12 protein-coding genes and 1 pseudogene are annotated in these 17,839 nt (G+C 66.5%); 6 read left to right on the top strand and 7 right to left on the bottom strand.

Features of this window, described 5'->3' with window-relative positions; genetic code table 11:
- Positions 1 to 207: 207 nt before the first annotated feature.
- From ABAZ39_RS12795 to ABAZ39_RS12785, 3 genes are all read right to left on the bottom strand, one after another.
- The gene (locus tag ABAZ39_RS12795) at positions 208 to 1,239 is read right to left on the bottom strand and encodes a nuclease-related domain-containing protein (protein ID WP_144243536.1); all 1,032 of its coding nucleotides are present in this window, start codon (positions 1,237 to 1,239) and stop codon (positions 208 to 210) included.
- Positions 1,240 to 1,341: 102 nt separating this feature from the next.
- A complete protein-coding gene (locus ABAZ39_RS12790) occupies positions 1,342 to 1,815 on the bottom strand; it encodes a DUF6884 domain-containing protein (RefSeq protein WP_051658001.1) in 474 nt (157 codons plus the stop codon).
- Positions 1,812 to 2,816 carry a PGN_0703 family putative restriction endonuclease gene (locus ABAZ39_RS12785; protein WP_051658000.1) on the bottom strand — a complete coding sequence of 335 codons (1,005 nt, stop codon included), beginning with the start codon at positions 2,814 to 2,816 and terminating at the stop codon, positions 1,812 to 1,814. The genes ABAZ39_RS12790 and ABAZ39_RS12785 overlap by 4 nt, the downstream gene beginning before the upstream one ends.
- Before the next feature lie 276 nt (positions 2,817 to 3,092).
- Between ABAZ39_RS12785 and ABAZ39_RS12780 the strand changes: the two genes are divergently transcribed.
- The 5 genes from ABAZ39_RS12780 to ABAZ39_RS12765 all read left to right on the top strand — a co-directional run bounded on the left by ABAZ39_RS12780 (position 3,093) and on the right by ABAZ39_RS12765 (position 13,942).
- Positions 3,093 to 4,229 (top strand): protein NO VEIN domain-containing protein, encoded by a 1,137-nt coding sequence (locus ABAZ39_RS12780; RefSeq protein WP_038529885.1) that lies wholly within the window; start codon positions 3,093 to 3,095, stop codon positions 4,227 to 4,229.
- A 109-nt stretch (positions 4,230 to 4,338) separates the two neighbouring features.
- On the top strand, positions 4,339 to 9,909 hold the full coding sequence (locus ABAZ39_RS12775; RefSeq protein WP_038529882.1) for a sacsin N-terminal ATP-binding-like domain-containing protein: 5,571 nt from the start codon (positions 4,339 to 4,341) through the stop codon (positions 9,907 to 9,909).
- Between the two features lie 107 nt (positions 9,910 to 10,016).
- A complete protein-coding gene (locus ABAZ39_RS35590; RefSeq protein WP_144243535.1) occupies positions 10,017 to 10,871 on the top strand; it encodes a hypothetical protein in 855 nt (284 codons plus the stop codon).
- Positions 10,872 to 11,819: 948 nt separating this feature from the next.
- The gene (locus ABAZ39_RS12770; RefSeq protein WP_247881585.1) at positions 11,820 to 12,041 is read left to right on the top strand and encodes a helix-turn-helix transcriptional regulator; all 222 of its coding nucleotides are present in this window, start codon (positions 11,820 to 11,822) and stop codon (positions 12,039 to 12,041) included.
- Positions 12,042 to 12,277: 236 nt separating this feature from the next.
- Positions 12,278 to 13,942: a DUF3987 domain-containing protein gene (locus ABAZ39_RS12765; RefSeq protein WP_081862996.1), complete on the top strand. Its 1,665-nt coding sequence runs from the start codon at positions 12,278 to 12,280 to the stop codon at positions 13,940 to 13,942.
- Between the two features lie 319 nt (positions 13,943 to 14,261).
- Here the strand turns inward: ABAZ39_RS12765 and ABAZ39_RS12760 are convergent, their stop codons facing one another.
- From ABAZ39_RS12760 to ABAZ39_RS12750, 3 genes are all read right to left on the bottom strand, one after another.
- Positions 14,262 to 14,921, bottom strand: a complete 660-nt coding sequence (locus ABAZ39_RS12760) for a YagK/YfjJ domain-containing protein (RefSeq protein WP_038529877.1) — start codon at positions 14,919 to 14,921, stop codon at positions 14,262 to 14,264.
- A gap of 366 nt (positions 14,922 to 15,287) precedes the next feature.
- Positions 15,288 to 15,533 (bottom strand): hypothetical protein, encoded by a 246-nt coding sequence (locus tag ABAZ39_RS12755; protein ID WP_144243534.1) that lies wholly within the window; start codon positions 15,531 to 15,533, stop codon positions 15,288 to 15,290.
- A 254-nt stretch (positions 15,534 to 15,787) separates the two neighbouring features.
- Positions 15,788 to 16,120 carry a hypothetical protein gene (locus ABAZ39_RS12750; RefSeq protein WP_038529873.1) on the bottom strand — a complete coding sequence of 111 codons (333 nt, stop codon included), beginning with the start codon at positions 16,118 to 16,120 and terminating at the stop codon, positions 15,788 to 15,790.
- 363 nt (positions 16,121 to 16,483) lie between these two features.
- Here ABAZ39_RS12750 and ABAZ39_RS12745 point away from each other — a divergent pair, with 363 nt between their 5' ends.
- Complete coding sequence (locus ABAZ39_RS12745; RefSeq protein WP_038529871.1) at positions 16,484 to 17,017, top strand: hypothetical protein; 534 nt, start codon at positions 16,484 to 16,486, stop codon at positions 17,015 to 17,017.
- A 197-nt stretch (positions 17,018 to 17,214) separates the two neighbouring features.
- On the opposite strand, the pseudogene ABAZ39_RS34105 reads toward ABAZ39_RS12745, so the two are convergent.
- A pseudogene (locus ABAZ39_RS34105) lies at positions 17,215 to 17,597 on the bottom strand (IS66 family transposase); the annotation flags it as partial.
- Positions 17,598 to 17,839 lie beyond the last annotated feature (242 nt).

Below are 17,839 nucleotides of genomic sequence, written 5' to 3'. Positions count from 1 at the left end.
TGTTCCGCGGTCCGTCGTTGTTCGCGAGTCATAATAAAATCAGCCCGCGGAAACTTTGGTGCCGCGGGCCAGCCAACTTTCGGCTTGGGCCCGTCCTCACATTACGCGGCGCGTGGGTACCTCGCTGGCGACACTGGGGCACGCGTCCTCATCCCGCCGGTGGCAACGCGGAATGCCGCGGGGGCTGGTCCACCCGCTTCGCCGGGCCTAACCTTCTCCGTCGAACCGACGCCGCATCAGCGCCAATTTTTCACGGTGCCACCGTTCTTCCCGCATCAATGCTTCTTCACGCTTCAAAAAGCGGTCCCTTCTTTTCTCGTCAAAGCGGTCGCGTCCCACCGGCCAATAGCCGTTGCGCCCAACCTCGAAAAAGGCATCGTTTTCAACTGTGGCGAGGTCGATGTCGAAGATCGAAGGAAGATCCGGCAGGCGATGAGACGCGGCACCCATCGCTTCGGCGTTGTCGAGCAGCACCCGTTCATCGTAGGGGTGGCCACGCTGCGCCACCAGTTGCAGATATTCTTCCATCTGGCGAGTCGCGGCCGCGATGCCCCCGCCGAAGACGGCGTCGACGGTTTCCCGTTTGTACACGGGGAACTTCGACGGGATGTCAGCGCCGTAGAAGGACAGCACGAACACGCTGACTTTGCGGTATGGCCAGTCGACGTAGTGGGTTTTCGCTTCCAGAGCGTCCACAATCTCCCAGAGCCGGTCGTCGATGGCGCGACCCTCTTCCGCGCTGTAGCGGCGCGTGCCTCGCTTCGCCTCGAAGACGAACAGTTGACCCGTCCGCTCGTTGATCGCCAGACAGTCGGCTTTGCGGTGGGACCGCCGCGTCGGAATGTCGGCCTCGTGGAACGCGCGCCAACCGTCCTGCATGTTGGCGAAGTCGACCAGGGCGCGCTCGATCAGGCGGGCATGGAAGAGCCGGATGCAGGTCGCCTCGACAAGGTTGCGGTAGAGCTTCTCGCCGTTGCCCTTTCGGGCGAACAGGGGATCGAGCGCGCACCCGTCGGCGCGCATGCGGGCCTTAGCGTAGATGTCCGCGGCCTCTGCCTGCCATTTCTGGACTTCGGCCTTTTCAAAGACCAGCGTTGCGTCCGCGCCGTCGGTGTTCGGAACTGGCCGGTAAGGCTTGGCATCTCGAGACGGTCTGCGCACCATTGCGGAGGCCCCTTGGGTCGGTGTTTCCGGTTGATTATTGAAATCGCCGCGTGCGAGCCCGGTCTTGCCGGCCACCTCGCTTGGTCGACCATGGATGCCAGTGCTGCACTATTGCAGCGTCCACCGCAACGCTCCTGCTTGGATGGGTTGGGCGTCGGCCACTGCCGCGCGACAGGGTCACGCACCGCGGTCGTTGCCAAGAAGCGCCGCGAGGGCCCTGAGCTGTTCGCCGATGCGGCGGCCGTGCAACGGGACCTCGACGGAATAGCCGAGCGCGGCCAATTGCGGCTCGAGATGCTCGCGGTACGCCGCTCCGGCGAGGATCACGAGGCACGTCCCCGGCGCGACCCGGCTGCCGATTTCGCGCACGACGCCGTCCGCCCAGCGCCTCCGCTCCTCCCGCTTCATGCGGTTGAGCGTCTGGTCGTACGGCGCGATGACGGCGTCCGGGGCGAGCAGCCCATGCCGCGCGGACAGAATGAACCAGCGCCCGCCGTGCCGCTCGGCGAAGGCGCGTGACTTGGCGAACAGGTCCGACACGTACAAGTCCTCGGCGCGGTGCGCGGCGGTGCGCTTCCGGCGGGCGCAGGACACCAGGACCACGGGCCTGTCCCGCCCGGCGTCGTGCACCGCGTCGCTGGCGCCGTTCATGCGGCGGTCTCGGCGAGCAACGAGCCGTACCGCTCGCCCACGTAGGACCGCCACTCCCGAAGGGCGGGGTGGCGGCCGGCGTCGAACGCGCCGAACACGCCCGCTGTGGTCGCGCTGACGAAGTCCTCGGGTTGGGCGAGCATCCCCTTCCAAACCTCGACCGCCGCGACACCGCGGCCGCGCAGGGCCGGCGCGGTCACCGCTTGGAACGCCGTGTTGCAGCTCGGCGCGATGTGCAGCACGCGCGCCCTCTCGCAGTCGTTCGCGCCGGTCCGCGGCGTGTGGAAGGCCAGCATCTGCTGGCGCAGGAACTGGTAGAACGGCTCGTGGAGGAGGTCGCGCAGGTTGACGCCCTCGACTCGGCGCACCGGGCCGTCGGGCGCAAAGGCGAGGTTCTGGTAGTGCGCGAGGCGCGTGGGCTCGCTTTTGGGGGTCGGGGCTTGGCCGTAGCGCTCGGTGTACTTCCACTCGATCAGGAGCGTTTCGGTGCGGCTGCCCCGCCGGAACCGCACCGCGGCGTCGGCGCTGGTGCAGTTCGCCCCGCGCCGCCGCGTCTTGGCCGCCCCGCTGCCCTCGTTGAGCACGTCGGGGCCGATCCACTCGAACGCGACGTACCAGTCCGCGCCGGAAGGCCCTTCACCGGGGAACGGCAGCACCTCAATGTCTGGTCCAAGCAGTGGCCGCAGGAGATCGTTGAGCGCGTCGGCACGGGTGGCGAACGGCATGAGGACGTTCAGGCAGCAAATCTGCGAACTGAGCAGGTGATGCCGCATGCGGTGCCAAACGATGGCGTGGTGGCCGAAGTAGGCCGCCGCCTGCTGGCGGATGCCCGGATAGAGGTTTTCCGCCCAGTGCTCAGCCGGGATGAGGAAGGGACGGCGGCGGCCGGCGTGGCACCCGTCGCGCTTGGCCGCTGCCGAGAACGTGGAGGACGACTGGCGGAAGGCGATCTGGCGCGCGCGCTCCTGGCGCTCGAACGAGGGAATGCCGATGGCGCTCATGGACCTGTCTCATCAACCGCGGGCTCCGCGCGGCGGGACGCCCAGGCCGAGCGCCCTCAGTATCGGCGATGCGCACCCGGTCCGGCAAGACGGATCGCTACCATACATTCAGGGGAAATGCACCCTGGCTGATTCCAGATCAAGGACCGCACATCCTCTCAAATATGGTGAGAGAAACACAAGTGATACGCATAATCATGCCTAGACCGGCGTATGTCGCATCTGTAGGCTGCAGGATGGCCGGGGAAATTGCCGCGCGCGAGTGGAGGATTTTGGATGACCGATGCGGCGTTTGCGGGTGGCACCAGCGTGTTCACCAAGCTCACGAGCCCAGCCGCGGTAAAGCTGGCGGTGGCCGAATGCAAGGCCATGGGGCGGCAGGCCTTCTTGGAGCACTACGGGTTCAGGATGGCCCGCGAATACCTGCTGGAGGACGCGGACGGCCACTACGACTCGAAGGCCATTGCGGCGGTGGCGTTCGGCTACCAGCACCCGGAGATTGGGCCGCTGGCGTCGAACCAGTGTTCCGGGGGCAAGGGACACGGCCACGCCGGGTGGGCGCTACACCGCTTGGGCTTCGCTGTCGCCGGAATGGCCGCGAATAGGAACGAGTGGCCGCTCGCCGAGGTCGAGGCGGCGGTCGACGCCTACCTCGGCGTGCTCCAGCGCCAGGACAGCGGCGCCCCGTTCAGCAAGAAGGCTGTGGTCCAGGCTGTGGCGGCGGCGCTGGGAACCCGAACGGAAAAGGCCGTCGAGTACAAGTTTCTGAACATCAGCGCGGTCATGGCGTCCCTCGGAAGGCCGTGGGTGCAGGGCTGGGCGCCGCTCGGGAACTACCAGCGGCTCCTCGAGTTCGTCGTGCGCGACCGTTTGACCTATGGCGCGCTCGGCATCGGCCCCGAAGGTCCCGCGGGCGACCCCGCGGAGGTGTTCGTGCCGCCGCCCAGCCCGCCGACCGGCGGGGGCGGCCACGTGGGGCCCCCCACAGGACGGAAGACCGACTGGAGCGAGCGCGGCGCCCGCAACGCGGAACTCGGCCGCCTCGGCGAGCAGTTTGTCCTCGATCTCGAGCGCGCCCGCCTCCTGCCCTTGGGGAAGGAGCCGGAGTGGACGGTCGCCGTGCACGGCGACGGCCTTGGCTACGACATCCGGTCCTGCGACGCCGACGGCAAGCCGATCCTGATCGAGGTGAAGACCACCGCCTCGGGAATCGGCGCGCCATTCTACCTAACCACCCGGGAACTCGTCGTGTCGCGCGAGCACGGCCCGTCCTACAAGCTGTACCGCGTGTTCAACTTCTTCGGGGAACGTCGGATTTACGTCCTTAACGGGCCGCTCGACGCAGCGTGCGCGCTGGAGCCGGTCAGCTTCAGGGCCGTGCCGAGCCCGCACCGGGAGGACGCGGCAGCCTGACGCCGGTCCCCACACGGCGGCCTCGTCGGTCCAATCAACGCGCCGGCTGGCGCGGACGGAGTCGCGCCCCGTGCGCACGGAACGTGCGGCGCAATCAGGGAAATCAAGCATGTCGATGCTGGCCGACGTCACGGAGGACCACGCCGCCGCGAGTTCCGGCCCGGGCCGGGAGGTCTGGCGGCTTACCCGAGACAAGCTCGAGGCCTTCGTCGGGCTGATCCGCGACGACGGCACGTACAAGGACCGGATTTACGAGAGCGCCAACAGCGCGTCGCGCCACATCGCGACCGACTACGGCCGGCGCTTCCTCATCGAGCTTGTTCAAAACGCCTACGACGCGCACCCGCCCGTCGGCCGCGCCGGGCGCATCAAAGTGGTCATGTGCGGGGACGAAGGCCCGTTCGGTACCCTCTACGTCGCGAACGAGGGCCAGGCTTTTGGCGGCGACAACGTCAACGCGCTGTGCGACTTGGGGCTGTCCAGCAAGCCGCCCGGGGAAACCGTTGGCAACAAGGGGCTCGGCTTCCGCAGCGTGCACCACGTCTCAGACGACCCACAGATCTTCTCCGCACTGTCGGCGTCCGCCGGGACGTTCGACGGGTACCGCTTCCGCTTCGCGAGTCACGACGACCTTGACCGCCTCCTTGCGACTCCGCAGCACCGCGAACTGGCGAAGAGGGATCTTCCCCTCTTCCACACGCCCGTTTGGATCGACGAGGTGCCGGAAGCCGCGCAGCGGTTCGCGCGTGACGGCTTCGTCACGGCGGTCCGCCTGCCGCTGCGCAACGAGCCGGCACGCGAGGCCGTCGCGGCGGCCTTCGATGAGGTCCGGCAACTGGTGGTGCCGCTGAACCTTTTCCTGCCGCGCGTCGCGCTGATCGAGTTTGCTATCGAAGCGGCGGCGGGGGCCGGGGTCTTCGGCCTGTCGCGGGCCGCCAAGGACGTCTTCGCCGCCAAGGACGAGCGGTACGAGATCGTCGACTTGGCGGAGCAGGGGCGGTATTTCGTCGCGCACCGCTCCATCGCTGAAGAGCGGGTGCGCGCGGCGATCGACGCGAGCATCGAGGCGCAGGAACTCCACGACAGCTGGCGCGCGTGGCACGGCTGCGGGGAAGTCGCCGTCGCCGCGCGGCTGGACGACGCGGCGGTCGAGCCCCGGTTGTACACCTTCCTTCCCATGGGAGGGCAGGCCGCCGCGCCGTTCCACGGCCACCTGCACGGCACCTTCTTTCCCAAGTCCGACCGGACCAGCCTCAAGGCGTCGATCCCGCTGAACGGCCTGCTTCTTCGCGAGGCGGCCTCGCTGGCGGCGCGGGCGGCGCTGTGGCTGGCCGGATCGGCCGGCGCCGACGGCGCGGCGACCGTCGAGGCGGCCGCCCGCGCGGCCGTCGACCTCATGACGTGGCACAAGGGGGCGGGCAGCCTCGAGGGGCTCCGCGACGGCGAGCTGCCGGCGCTGGTCCGCGATGCCCTGGTCGCCTCGGCCGGGGGCCAAAGCATCCTCGACGCGCCGATCGTGCCATGCTGGGGCGAAACGCCGAGCCTTCCCGACGCCCCCGCGCCGGCCCTCGAGCACCGGCCGGCGCGGCGTGCGCGCGAGTGGACGGCGGACCTGAAGGCGTTCCCGGAGGCTGCCGCCGCGATCCGCGCGCCCAGCGTCGGGCTGTCCATCCTGTGGTCGGGGCTTGGCGCGGAGCGGATCGGGCGCCTGCAGAGGTTCCTGAGCGCGCCGCCGCTGCGCGCCCTGCAGTTGGAGCAAAGCGAGCGCGCAGCCTTGGCCGAAGCGTTTGCCGTCGACCTGCACCGCGAGGGCCAGGACGACCCTGAGGCTTGGACCGGCTATTACCGGGACCTGCCGGCGTTCCTCGGCCCGGCGGGCGCGCCGAGCTTGTTCGGCCGCCGCGTCCTGCTCTGCAGCGGCGGTCGGCTGAACAAGGTCGAGGGCGACGGCAGCTCCCTCGGCACCCAGGGCGAGCCGCGGCGGCGGTCGCGCAAGGATCTGGGGCTGGCGGTGTTTTCCCCCTCCGACCGGCTGATGGGCCAGCGCGCGCCGGAGCATGCCGACGACGACGACCCGCTCCGCCCCCCGGAAAGCCTGGCGGGGAGCTTCGCCTTCCTAGACGACCGCCTGGACTGGTACGGCGAGACCCTGACCAAGACCCGGCAGTACTTCGAAGCGGCCCGCCTGGTGAGGCCGTACCAGGGTGACGAAGTCCTCGCGCACGTGTCGGACGCCATCAAGCGGGACGCGCGGAAGTCCACCCGCCGGGATGCGCTGATGTGGGCGTTCCGCCTGTGGCGGCGCAGCATGGCCAGCAACCGTCCCATTTCCCTGCGGGAAGCCAAGCTCTACGTTCCCACCCGAACCGACGACTACATCGAGGCCGGGGAGGTCTGCTTCGGCGTGGGGTGGCCGGACGACACCCAAGGGCCTCTGCTGGAGGATTTCCTCCAAGCCGCGGCCTCGCACGCCGACGACCTCCGCGCCATGCGCGGAACGCTGCTGGCGCTTCCCGATGCCCGGCCCTTCAGCCGAAAGATGCTGATGCCGTGGCGGGACTTCCTGCGCCAAATCGGCGTGCGGTGCGGCCTCCAGCCGGTCGCGCGCCACTTCGGAAGCGACACCGTCGAGGCGTGGAAGCTGAGCACGTTCGATTTCTGCCGGAGGCTGGGCATCGCGGACAGCGTGGCCGCCGCGTGGCGGAGCCACGTCGCGGCGGCCGTCGGCGCGCTGCCATACGGTCGCGGCGCCTACCGCATCACCGGGGGGATTTGGGTCATGCCCGGGCAGGAGGCGCTTGCCGGCGACGGCCTCGCGCCCGAGGCTCGGGAAATGTTCGCCACGCTCGTCGCCCACTGGTTTCGCGAGCACGCCGACCCGGACGAGCACTTCACCGTCACAGCGGTAAATCCGAACCGGTCCACGTCTTCTCGCCAGGTGTGGCCGACGCCGCTGGCCGCCTTTCTGCGCGACAGCCCCTGGTTCCCGGTGGACTGGCCGGCGGGCGGCGCGGACGGGCGGCGCCACCTCCCCTGCCGGCAGGTGTGGCTCGCGGCCGACAATCAAAGCGAGCGTCCTCCCGCCGTTCTCCCGCAAATTGCGATTTCTTTCCGCCGGGCGCTGGCGCGCCTTTCCCCGGAGCGCTTGGACCTGCTTGTCCGCATGTGCGGGCTGCGGGTGCTGAACCGTGTGGAGGATCTCTGGGCGCAGGCGGACTTCCTGGCGAGCTTCTACGCAACGGGCGCCGTGGCGCGCCACGACGCGCGGGCGTTTGCCAGGCTGTACGAGCAGACGTGGGCGCTCTTGGCCGACGCGGCGAGCGGTCCCGCGGAGGCGCCCTTGCGCCATCTCCTGGTGCGTCAGGGCGGCGAACTGCGCGCGGTCGATCTGGCGGCGGAGCGCAGCGGGACGGACCGGCAGCCGGTCTACGTGCGCGACGGCGCCGACGAGCTTCCCGCAGACTTGCTCGCGGCGGCCGGACGAGCGGTGTTCGACGTCGGGGCCGCCAAAGCGTCCCGCGTTGCCGCCCTGGTGCAAAGCCTCGCCGACGATGTGTTTGTGCCCGCATCCTCGGCCCTCATCGCCGCTTTCGCCGACGGCGTGGAGATCAAGGCCGCGCTCGCGGGCGGGGCGCTGCCCCCGTGCTGCGCCCCGATTGTCGCGCGGTGCCCGTCGCTGCCCGTGCTCGTGCTCTTGGCCATGGAGGCGCTGAACGGCGCGGCCGCCCGGCGGCTTCCGGCCGACCGGCGCGAGGTCGTCGACCGTCTTGCCGACGTTGTCGTCTGGCCGGCAAACGCGCTGACGTTCCGCGTTGGGGGCGAACCGGTGGACGTGCCCCCGGGGGCGACGGCCGCGGTGCTGGTCGCGGCGCCGGGGCGCCAGGTGGTGGTGGGCAGCGGCGTCCGGGACAGCATTCTCGCTTGGGCCGACCTGACACGCATGCTTCCCAAGGTGAGCGAGGCGGTCGCGCAGCCCGATCTGGCCGTCCATCTCCGTGCCCTGTTCGGAGAACTCGAAAAGCGGAACCTGCCGGTCGACGGGACAGTGGCCGACGATGTGCTCGCCGCGCTGGCCGGCGTGCTGTGGCTGAAGCCCGACGCTGCGCTCGCCGCCCTCGACCTACTGAACGCGCGCGCCGAGCGCTGGCTGCCGTGGCTCGAAGCGGTGGTCCATTGCTGCGCGGGGGAAGCGGCGCGCGCCGCGTTTGCGGCGTCGGCGCCGGGGCTTGCGTTGGATGCCGCGGCCCTGAAGGCCGCCGTGGAACGCCATGTGGCGGACAGCGGGATCGCGGCCGACCGGCTGATCGACGCCTGCCGGCGGTCGCGCGCGCCGGGCCAACTCCGCGACGACCTGGGCCTCGACTTTGCCGCGTTCAACAGGAGCCTGAGAGCCGCCGGCCTGGCGCCCGAAACCCACCCGGCGCTCCACAAGGCCGCCTGGGCAACCTTCATCGACACGCACTGGGCGGACATCCTCCTCCCGCTGCGCGGCCATTGTGCGGCCAAGTTGGACCAGCGCCGCCCGGCGCCTGAGTACCCCGAGCTCCTGTCCGAACTGCGCCGGCTGGAGCCGGACGAGGACTGGCTGGAACGCCACCAGGCGCCGCCCGAACCGCTTTGCCGCGCGCGTGTGGAGGCGTGGCTGAAGGCCCGCAGCCTACCGGCGATCGGCAAGAGCCCGATCGTCCTCCCGCCCTATCTCGAGACCCGGAAGGGGAACACAGAGGCCGTGCGCCGCTTCGCCGGGAAGGCCGGCGAGCGCGTCCGAGCCTGGTGCGCCGGCCAGCGCACGAGCGCGCCACCGCTGTGGCAGGACCCGGGATCGTCACCGCAAGCGCTGTTCGCCGCGCTCGAAGCGGTCGGGGTCATTGACTTCCGCCCTTTGGAGGAGGCCACCCTCGTCGGCTGGGCCGTCGCGCTGGCGCTGTGGCCGGACGGCATGCCGCCCGCGCTCGATCTCGCGGCGCTTGGGCTGAAGACGGAGGCGTTGGAGAAGCAGCGGCAGAGCGACAAGGACAGCCGCGACCAAAGGAACAAGGAACTCCGGTCCTTTGTGTTCAACGGCCGGTCCGTGGACCCGCGGGAGGCCGACCGCGAGGCGCTTTCTGCCGAAATCGCCATGGGCATGCCGCGCTCCCTGCGCAGCGCCGGGCTTGCGAATCCGCTCAAGCTGGCGCCGCTGCCGCCGACTACCAGGAGCGGCGGTGGAACTTCGCGCGGCACCGGCGGCGGGGCGGGCCGCACCAACCGGGAAAAGACCGAGATCGTCGGCTATATGGGCGAAGCCGCGGTGTACCACTGGCTCAAAGCCAAGTTCGCGAACCAGGACATCGACGCCGCGTGGGTCTCGTCGAACCGGGAGGCCCTGCTTCTCGAGCCGGGCAACGACGGGCTCGGCTATGATTTCGAAGTGCGCTTCCGCCGCCAGACCTGGCGGCTCGAGGTCAAGGCCAGTCTTGGCGATCCGTGCCAGTTTGAAATGGGCGAAACCGAGGTCAGGGCCGCGCGCGATGCGCTGCTCTCCCGCACCGCCGAGCGCTATTGCATCGTGTACGTGAGCAATCTAGCGACGCCTTCCGAACTTCGCATCGAAGTGCTTCCCAACCCGCTGAGCGAGGAGGCCGCCGGGCTGTTGCGCGTCAGGGGCGAAGGGCTACGGTATCAGTTTAAGCGGGCGTAGATGGGTTCGAAGCCTCCTGGCTTTGCGTGTGCGATCACTGCCTGACCGGGCTGGCCAATAACCAAAATCGGAAAAGGCGCTCTGCCGACACATTGTAGGGGTATGCGATGCCGATCGTTGATGGCTTTATAAGTATACCGACGCTCAAGTGGTGTTCTCTCTGTGATGCCGTGTTGTGGATTGAGCACGGCCGGCCCCCCGTTGCCTTCCGCTTTACGGGCGCGGTGTCGGTTCCTTTTTTGGGGCTTGATGAGAATGGGCAGGATTTGCGCATATCGCAAATCTATCGGGACAGCTTTTGCAAACTCTACAGCGTTCTGTGTGCGGATAATGGCGCGGCTCTGAGAGGGCGGCCCGCCATCGGTGCTCAGAGGATTTCTTACGACTACGGTAAGCGGCATGTTTTCTGTTCAGAGTGGGGAAATGATCCGGTCATTATCCCGAAAAATCGAATAGAGGAAGCTTCAATACTTGAGTTCGAGAACGCCGTTGTCGATAGCGTATTGACGGACGGCAGGATTCATCCCAGCGAGATACGCCCTGATACGGCGTGGGCCTATGCGGCGCCGGAGGTAGACTTCGAGCGGTTGGCAATGTGGTTCCCGCGAGGAGACGTTCAAAATCTCCGCATTGGTGAGGAAAAGGTGCTTCTGTTGCCGAAGCCGCAACCCAACGGATCTTCGGCGCAGCCCGGTGCTTCTGGCCGCAGCGCCGAAAGGCACCCTTATAGGACGCGCATACTCGATGCCATCGACGAACTTCGCGACATGATTGCCGATGATCCAAGGCCTCACAGATGGAATCATGACTCGATCAAAAACCTGCTGCAGGAGGGCAGCCTGAAGCATTTGGGAGAGGGGCTTTCGGCGCGCGACATCAAAGCCATTGGCACGGCGATCCTTCCTGACACGGTCAGGGGCAAGGACAAAGCGCGGTTGAATGAAGGTTCGGGAGCCGATTGAGCGCCGAGCGATTCCACAGGGCTATCCTCGTGCGCCTCAACGTCACTTGGGGCCGCTGGGGGCCTGGTCAGGACGCGGTATGGCCGATCGGGTTGTCAGCAGCTGATCCGCAGACGAGCATCGGCCGAAAGCAGCGTCCAATGTGGCGGGCGCGACCGAAGGCTGCTCCGCACCTCGAAGCGGTCCGCTGTCCACCCGTCGTAGTTTGGAGTGCACGGCGGTTTCTCACCTGACGCCGAACGGCCGCTCCCGAGCCAAACCGTGCCAAGTTGGCCGTTCCTTCTCAGTAGGTGGGCGATGTGACGAAGTACCGAGTGTGGGGGCGGTCCGCCGCCGGGACCATGACACTGAAGAACGTTGTTCAGGCCGGCAGCGCCCCTGGTACACCCTTGACGCCTCACCGGACCCATAGCGTTTCCTGAACCGGCCCTCCGTGCCGGCCTGCATTGAGCTTGGCCGGCAGAGTTCCCGGCGCGTCCGCCTCCCCGGCACCGACGAGGTGTTCGGAGTGGCTTTGTGTAGCGCACGCTGGGCAAGCAACCTGCGCCGACCCATCAAGCGTGTGGTCATCATTTGCGAGGCGCTCGTGCTGGGTGGCTTGCGCTTCGGCCAGGATGAATGTCCAATCGAGCGGCACGACGCCCTTGTTTGAACTTAGCGCGCAGGCGCAACTCCACCTCGCACCCGACCGTCTTTGTTTGGCGTTTCGTCCCCTGTCATCCAGCTTGGGGCGGCAGCACCGAGCGTGCTTGCCCAAGCTTCAGAGTAATGCCGCGACTCCTTGCGTTTTCGGGTGCTTAGCACCGCTCACCCCAGCCCTGTCACCCCCATGGTGTCAGGGGAGGGGCAGGGGGGGTCAGTTCCGCAGCCATCAAGAATCTGCCACCGTTTGTCCGCAACCACCGACAGCGCACGCCATTCGCCACCGTCCACGGAAGGAGACAGACGATGCAGAAGAAGAAAGTTACCAACGCGACCCCGATGGCAGGCATCACCAAGGTTTTGCTAACCATTCCCGAGTTTCTGAGCAGCACGGGCATTGGCCGCTCACTGTTTTACGAAGAGGTGAAAGCTGGCCGCATCAAGATCATCAAGGTCGGCGCTCGAACACTAATCCCAGCCACCGAACCCATGGCGTGGGTTGCCCGTCTGTCCGGCGACACCGCATAACCGGGAGATCGACGAGGCCCGCTCAGGAGAGATGCCCCTGATCCCCTGACCGGAGCTCGGCTTGAAGGCGCCACCGCGCCCGTGTGCGCCGCGGTGGCGCCGAAGCCACCACCCTTCACGTTTGGCGAACGCAGCAACTGCGTCGCGGCATCTACCCGCGCCCCAATGCACTTGCTTTGATCGCCTTGCCCGATCAACCAAAACCACGCACCAACAGAACAAAGGGAGCGTCGCTCATGATGTCACTATGGAACCAGCCGTATCCTCAAAGCTACTCGACTGTAGAGATGACGCAGCCAGCGCTAAGATTTGATCTGGTCCGGCAGCAAACGGCTGAGAACATCGCCACAGCCAAGCATCTTGATTCTTGGGAGCAGCGCGCCAAGGCGGAAAAAAAGTGGTTGGATGCCCAAGCGGTGCACGGCATTCGCATGCAGTTGATGCAAGCACCAATTCTTCCTTTGAGGAAAACTCTTGAAGTATCAGCGCCGTTGCCCCTCGCTCAGCTTCCACCCACGATGCGTGACCTGGTTGAGGCGACGGCGACGGCGTTGGGCGTTGGCGCTGAACTGGTGCTGCCCTGCGTCCTCGCTGGCGCTCTTATCGCGTCGCGCGGGAACTTCAAAGTCAAGGTCAGCGATGGGTATTTTGAGGCGCTAACCGAGTACTTCCTGGTCATTGCGGCCTCCGGTGAACGCAAAAGCGCCGTTGTGGGTTTGTTTCGTCACGTTTTCGAACAAGAAGAAGCGCTGCGCATAAAGCATAGTGCTGAGAGGCAAGGTGTCGCGCGGGAGGTGTTGCGCAAAGCGACTGCAAAGAAGAAGCATGAGTTGGCAAAAAAATTCGGCCGCCTCTATGATGAGTGCCGGGACGTCGATGCCGTGAAGAACTTGCTTTGGGATGAAATTGCGGCTGTCGAGCGCCTTGACATGGCGGTGTGTGGTGATGCGGTTCCCCGCCGCATTCTGATTGACGCCACGACGCCGCAAGCTCTAGCCGCCGAGCTGGCGCGCCACGGCGAGGTGCTCGCCATTTTCGAAGCCGAAGGGCGGACCTTGAAACAGTTTTCTCCGGCAATGGACGACATCTTTCTCAAGGGGTTTACCGGCGAGCCGTACACGTCCGACACCAAGACGGCGGGAACAGTCCGTCTGCGGACTCCCATGCTGTCCATCTGCGTGTGCGCGCAGCCCAACATTGCGGATCAATTTTACGGCAACAAGGACCTGGTGGGGCATGGCCTCACCGCCCGTTTCCTCCCGCTTTTCGTGCCAACGTCCAGTGCCATGTCCGGAGGCGGTCTGGCTGATTTTCCACCCGGCTTGGTCGCTCCATACGAGGCGCACATGCGTGCGCTCCTGCAGATTCCGGCCCCGGCTGGAACGGAGGGGGAGAGGGCCTTTCATGTTCTTGACCTCAGTTACGGAGCCTATAAGGAGCTTGACCGCTATACCAGGGAGATCGACGCCCAGCTCCGGGCTGGACTGTGTGAACGGTACGCCGCGTTCGCCAGAAAACTTCACGGGCACGCCGCGCGGCTTGCCGCGAATGTTCACCTGTTTGTCCACCCGGACCCCCAGAATCATCCGATTGCTCCAGCGACGATGGTGTGTGGAATCGCTTTGGCGGAATATTTCCGCAAACATGCGGCAGTCGCTTTCGTTGCTGAGGCGCGCGACGGCGTGACCTACGCGCCAAAAATCCTACAGTGGATGGAACGCCAGCGTCTCGCGCACTTCACCGAACGCGAGGCTCATCGAGGGATCGGGAGCAGCCGGCATACCGTCGCGCAAATACGAGCTGGGATTGATGAGCTTGAGCGTCACAATTTTCTGCGCCGGTATGTCAGTCTCAGCAGAAGTTCGATCTGCGTCGTGCACCCCGACGCTTACAGGGTGTGATGACGGGAACGGCGCGTTGACACCGTTGACCGTCAACGGTGTCAACGTAGCGCGCGCCGTCCCAAGCCCTTTTCCAAACATTGGCGGTGGGCGCCTTCTGCGAAGACGTTCAGGTTAACCCGGCAAGCGTGTTGCCCGACGCGCCTAAGAAGCGGCGCCTCATCGGGGCGCTTGGAGCGTCATAGCCTTTTCCAGAGGGTTCTCAGCGCCGGATCGCGTCGTCGCTTCACGACCAAAGGGCTGTCTGACGATATCCGTGCGGTGCCTCTCCGCTCGTGCCGGGAGGAGCCCAGCCGCCGACCGGCTGGGCCGCTCTTCCTCACCATGATAGCCTGTTGCCGTCCATCCCGGTGAGCGCTGGCAAGACGCAGTGGTTTGGCGGGGCGATCATCCCGACCGGCAGACGCGACGCGCTGAACTCGCGCACGCGGTAGGGTGCGCGGTCCTTCGAGTCCTCCTTGGCGAGATACGATGCCCAGCCCCAGGCGGCGGTGTAGTCCTGCTGAAACGCTTGCTGCTGGGCGATGAGGTCGGCCCCGGTCGCCGTCCCGGACACGCGCCGGATCATAATGCCCCAGTTCCCACTGTTTCCTCCGCCCGTTGGGCGGCATTGCTGGACCAGCGCGCGTGGCCCGTTCGTGATGTCCGACCACACCTCCGCCGCCTTGTCCCAGACGCCCATGGGGTGCTGGACCTTGGAGCCATTCAGCAGCACCACCACGTGATAGTGTGGCGCGTCGCTGCTGTCCTGCTCACGCGCCCAGACGTAGTGAAGCGCGATGCCCTGGGCTTTGTAGTGCGCCTTCAAGGTCTTCATGAACTGCGACATCTCAGTGTTCCGGCCCACATGACCGGTACCAAGAGGAAACCGCACATCGAAGCGAACGAAGAGGACCTTGCAATGGTGTGCCAGCATGAAATCCAGTCGCTCTTTGATGCACCAGAGGATTGCTGGGTAGTAGGTGTAGGCGATGTACATGAAGTTCTCCAAGATTATGCTATGAGGCTTCTTTGCCTATAACATAGTAGGTACCCATATTATATATTACTTATAACCCATTATTGTATGTAATAAAATCCCTGTGTTTGTCGAGTAAGTTACGCGGAAAGTGACCGTGATATCGGGGAGGGATTTTTCCGCGAATTAACTTGTTGCATTTCCAAAAAACGTAGATCACTTGAAGTAGCGATGTCGTTGAGCGCCAAGGAACACGCCTTTTGCGCAACAGCCCAGCGCAAGTGGGCGCTTTTGCGCCCACCCGTCGTGGCTTAGTCACTTGGCAGCGGCTTGGCTACGCCTTGCGACATCGGGCAGTGGCCCTGCCCAAGCTCGAACAAAGGCAGTTCAAGCCGCATCTTTCAGCCGCCCCTCCCGGTCGGCGGACGGGATGATCTCTGCCGAGTCTTTCCGGTGCAGCGACACGACGACGCCGACGATGGCGCAGGCCAAGCCGGTAACCGCCGCCGTTCCGAGAATGTTGGCGACGCTTTTACCGACCAGCACGGCGGTCACCGCCCCGCAGACGGCACCGACACCGCCCAAGGCTGCGATGGTCTTCGGTTCGACGCCATAAGTGGACGGTCTCTTCATGGTTCCGTTGCCTTCAGTCATGGTTTCCTCATTGCAGGGGAGCGAAAGTGAGTCGGCGCTCCGGTGAGTTTTGGTTGCGGCGAGGCCAGCGGCTGCCGGCGCAGCCGTGCGCACCGCTCGTGCCTTTCCGCGTACGGACATGCTGTCGTCGGCGCCGGAGTCCGACGCGCCGCGCGGTTCGGGGGCGCGGTGGATACCGGTTGTCGAGGCGGACACGCGGCGCCCGCCTTGCGACGGGCCTTGCGACGGGGCGCTCAGGCGTCGCTGGCGTACTGCGTGACGGTGATTGTCAGCAGGCGGTAATTGGCGTCTGGGTTGGGGCTGTCGACCAGCGTCGGCAATGTTTCGTCCGTCGGGAGGGTGATGCTCCACGCCAGCTTGAGGCGGCCGTGCAGGATCACGCCGGCGATGTTGGCGGTGGCGAAGCCGGCGGCGCAGAGCTGGGCATGGTCGGCGAGCTTGTGTAGGGCCGCGGGCAGACTGGTGTCGGTCACGTTGAGCGCGCCGCTGACCAGCCAGACGGTGGGCCCGCGGCTGGCGGGCAGGCCGCGAGTAGTGGGGGTGGGCCGGGACGGTTCCTCGGTCATGGGGCATTCCTGCGCTGGTGGAGGGAGGCGCCGTCCGCGCACGCGCTCTGGACCGCACCTCAAGGGCGAGTCCGGCGACGGTGGTAAGGCGGTGGGACGTGACGGCGGGCGAGAGCGTGTGGCTATGGTGCGCGGCAAAAACCGCACACCGAGCCACTCTCCTCCTGGGGGTGATATATGTCCAAGAGGACTTGGGCAGCACCGGGGGCAGGGCATGGCGGAGATGGGAAACGGGTATGGGAGCGAGTGCCATCTGCTGCGCTTCCTTGGCCGGCATCGACGGTTGCTCGATGAGCGCGTTTGCGCGGTGGTCGGCGCGGAGCGTGTGGTGTGGCTCGACCAGCCGTTCGACGCGTCCCGCACATGGGCGATGGCGAGTGGCAGGGGCTGGACTTCCTGCCCGAGGACTCCGCCACGCGCATGGTCTGGGCTGGCCTCTTGCCACGGCGGGGCAGCCCACCCATCTGGGACGCCGTCGCCCGCACGACGCGCGGCGGCGTGGAGGAATGGTTGCTGGTCGAGGCCAAGGCCAACATCGAGGAGCTGCGTAGTTCCTGCCGGGCCAGCCCGCAGGGTGGGCGCTCGATGATCGAGCGGGCGCTTGACCGCGTGAATCGGGAGCTCGGTGTGCCGCACGACCGGGATTGGCTCACCAGGCACTACCAGCTCTGCAACCGCGTGGCCGTCCTCCATGCCCTTAAGGAGCAAGGCGTGGCGGCGCCCCTGCTGTTCATCCACTTCGTCGGCGACCGCGGTGGGCCTGGCCGGACCTGCCCCGGTACCGCCGCGGAATGGGCGGAAGCGCTAACCGCTCAGAACGCGCACGTCGGCCTACCCGCCGGCCATCCACTCGACGATCGGATTCGCCGGCTTTTTCTGGAGGTGGCGCCGCGCTGAGGCGAGTGGGGTGCCAAAGCCGCCCGAGGGGAGCCCGGACGTTTCGGGTGCGGTGCCGCGGGGGACCGGCCCGGTCAACCGGCGAAGGCTACGGCGTCTACGGGAACGCCCGCGTGCACCAACGGCCCGCGCAGCGCGCTCCTGAGATCGGCGCGAGCGTCACCGCTCAACACGACACCGAAGGCGTACGCCGTCCGGTATGCGTCGCTCCGCGTGACCACTGGGCGGACTTCGGGTAGGTCGATGTAGCCGTAGCGGTGCCGGCAGCGCTGTCCCGCCGCCGATAGCGCCGATTGGCAATGCGGGCATTCCTCGGCCAGACGGCGCTCCGTGCGATCGGGAGCATGACACTGGGGCGGGACGCTCGCGGTTTTCGCCGCCGCTTCGCCTTGCGGACCTTGCCCCCGGGACCATCCTGCGAGGGCGGAAGGTGGGAGTTCGCCGAGGTCTTCTTCGGCTTGCCAACCAACACTTCCAGTTCGGCAATCCGCGCCGCCAAGCGATCGATCAGTGCCGCCTGCTCAAAGAGCAGGGCGTCCTTCTCGGCGTCGCTCAGGCGGTAGCGCGGCGGAACGGTCATCCCGCTCTTCACTCACGTCCGGCTCCGCGACGCAACACCGGATCGCCAATCAATCCCAATGCGTGGAGAGCCCAGGCCGCGTTACCCGCTCAGCCAGCTTGGTGAGGAGTTACCTCTCTCCCATGTGGCAACTCTTCGGCCGTGGGGCCATGCCGCACCCTGCCGAATCTGGAAGAAAGTTCAACCCGCGATTGGCCACAAAAACTTCCATGAACCCAAATTTGCCAGCCCGATAACAGCGG

The sequence above is a fragment of the Azospirillum argentinense genome (genome assembly GCF_000632475.1).
In the GTDB taxonomy this organism is placed as follows: domain Bacteria; phylum Pseudomonadota; class Alphaproteobacteria; order Azospirillales; family Azospirillaceae; genus Azospirillum; species Azospirillum baldaniorum.
The sequence above is the reverse complement of the archived record's forward strand: the minus strand, read 5'-3'. Positions and strand labels throughout refer to the sequence as shown.

Bases quoted from the DNA above. Each gene is read 5' to 3' on its own strand.
- ABAZ39_RS12760 (WP_038529877.1), bottom strand. From the start codon at position 14,921: ATGTACATCGCCTACACCTACTACCCAGCAATCCTCTGGTGCATCAAA.
- ABAZ39_RS12750 (WP_038529873.1), bottom strand. From the start codon at position 16,120: ATGACCGAGGAACCGTCCCGGCCCACCCCCACTACTCGCGGCCTGCCC.
- ABAZ39_RS12745 (WP_038529871.1), top strand. From the start codon at position 16,484: ATGGGCGATGGCGAGTGGCAGGGGCTGGACTTCCTGCCCGAGGACTCC.
- ABAZ39_RS12755 (WP_144243534.1), bottom strand. From the start codon at position 15,533: ATGAAGAGACCGTCCACTTATGGCGTCGAACCGAAGACCATCGCAGCC.
- ABAZ39_RS12775 (WP_038529882.1), top strand. From the start codon at position 4,339: ATGTCGATGCTGGCCGACGTCACGGAGGACCACGCCGCCGCGAGTTCC.
- ABAZ39_RS35590 (WP_144243535.1), top strand. From the start codon at position 10,017: ATGCCGATCGTTGATGGCTTTATAAGTATACCGACGCTCAAGTGGTGT.
- ABAZ39_RS12780 (WP_038529885.1), top strand. From the start codon at position 3,093: ATGACCGATGCGGCGTTTGCGGGTGGCACCAGCGTGTTCACCAAGCTC.
- ABAZ39_RS12770 (WP_247881585.1), top strand. From the start codon at position 11,820: ATGCAGAAGAAGAAAGTTACCAACGCGACCCCGATGGCAGGCATCACC.
- ABAZ39_RS12765 (WP_081862996.1), top strand. From the start codon at position 12,278: ATGATGTCACTATGGAACCAGCCGTATCCTCAAAGCTACTCGACTGTA.
- ABAZ39_RS12790 (WP_051658001.1), bottom strand. From the start codon at position 1,815: ATGAACGGCGCCAGCGACGCGGTGCACGACGCCGGGCGGGACAGGCCC.
- ABAZ39_RS12785 (WP_051658000.1), bottom strand. From the start codon at position 2,816: ATGAGCGCCATCGGCATTCCCTCGTTCGAGCGCCAGGAGCGCGCGCGC.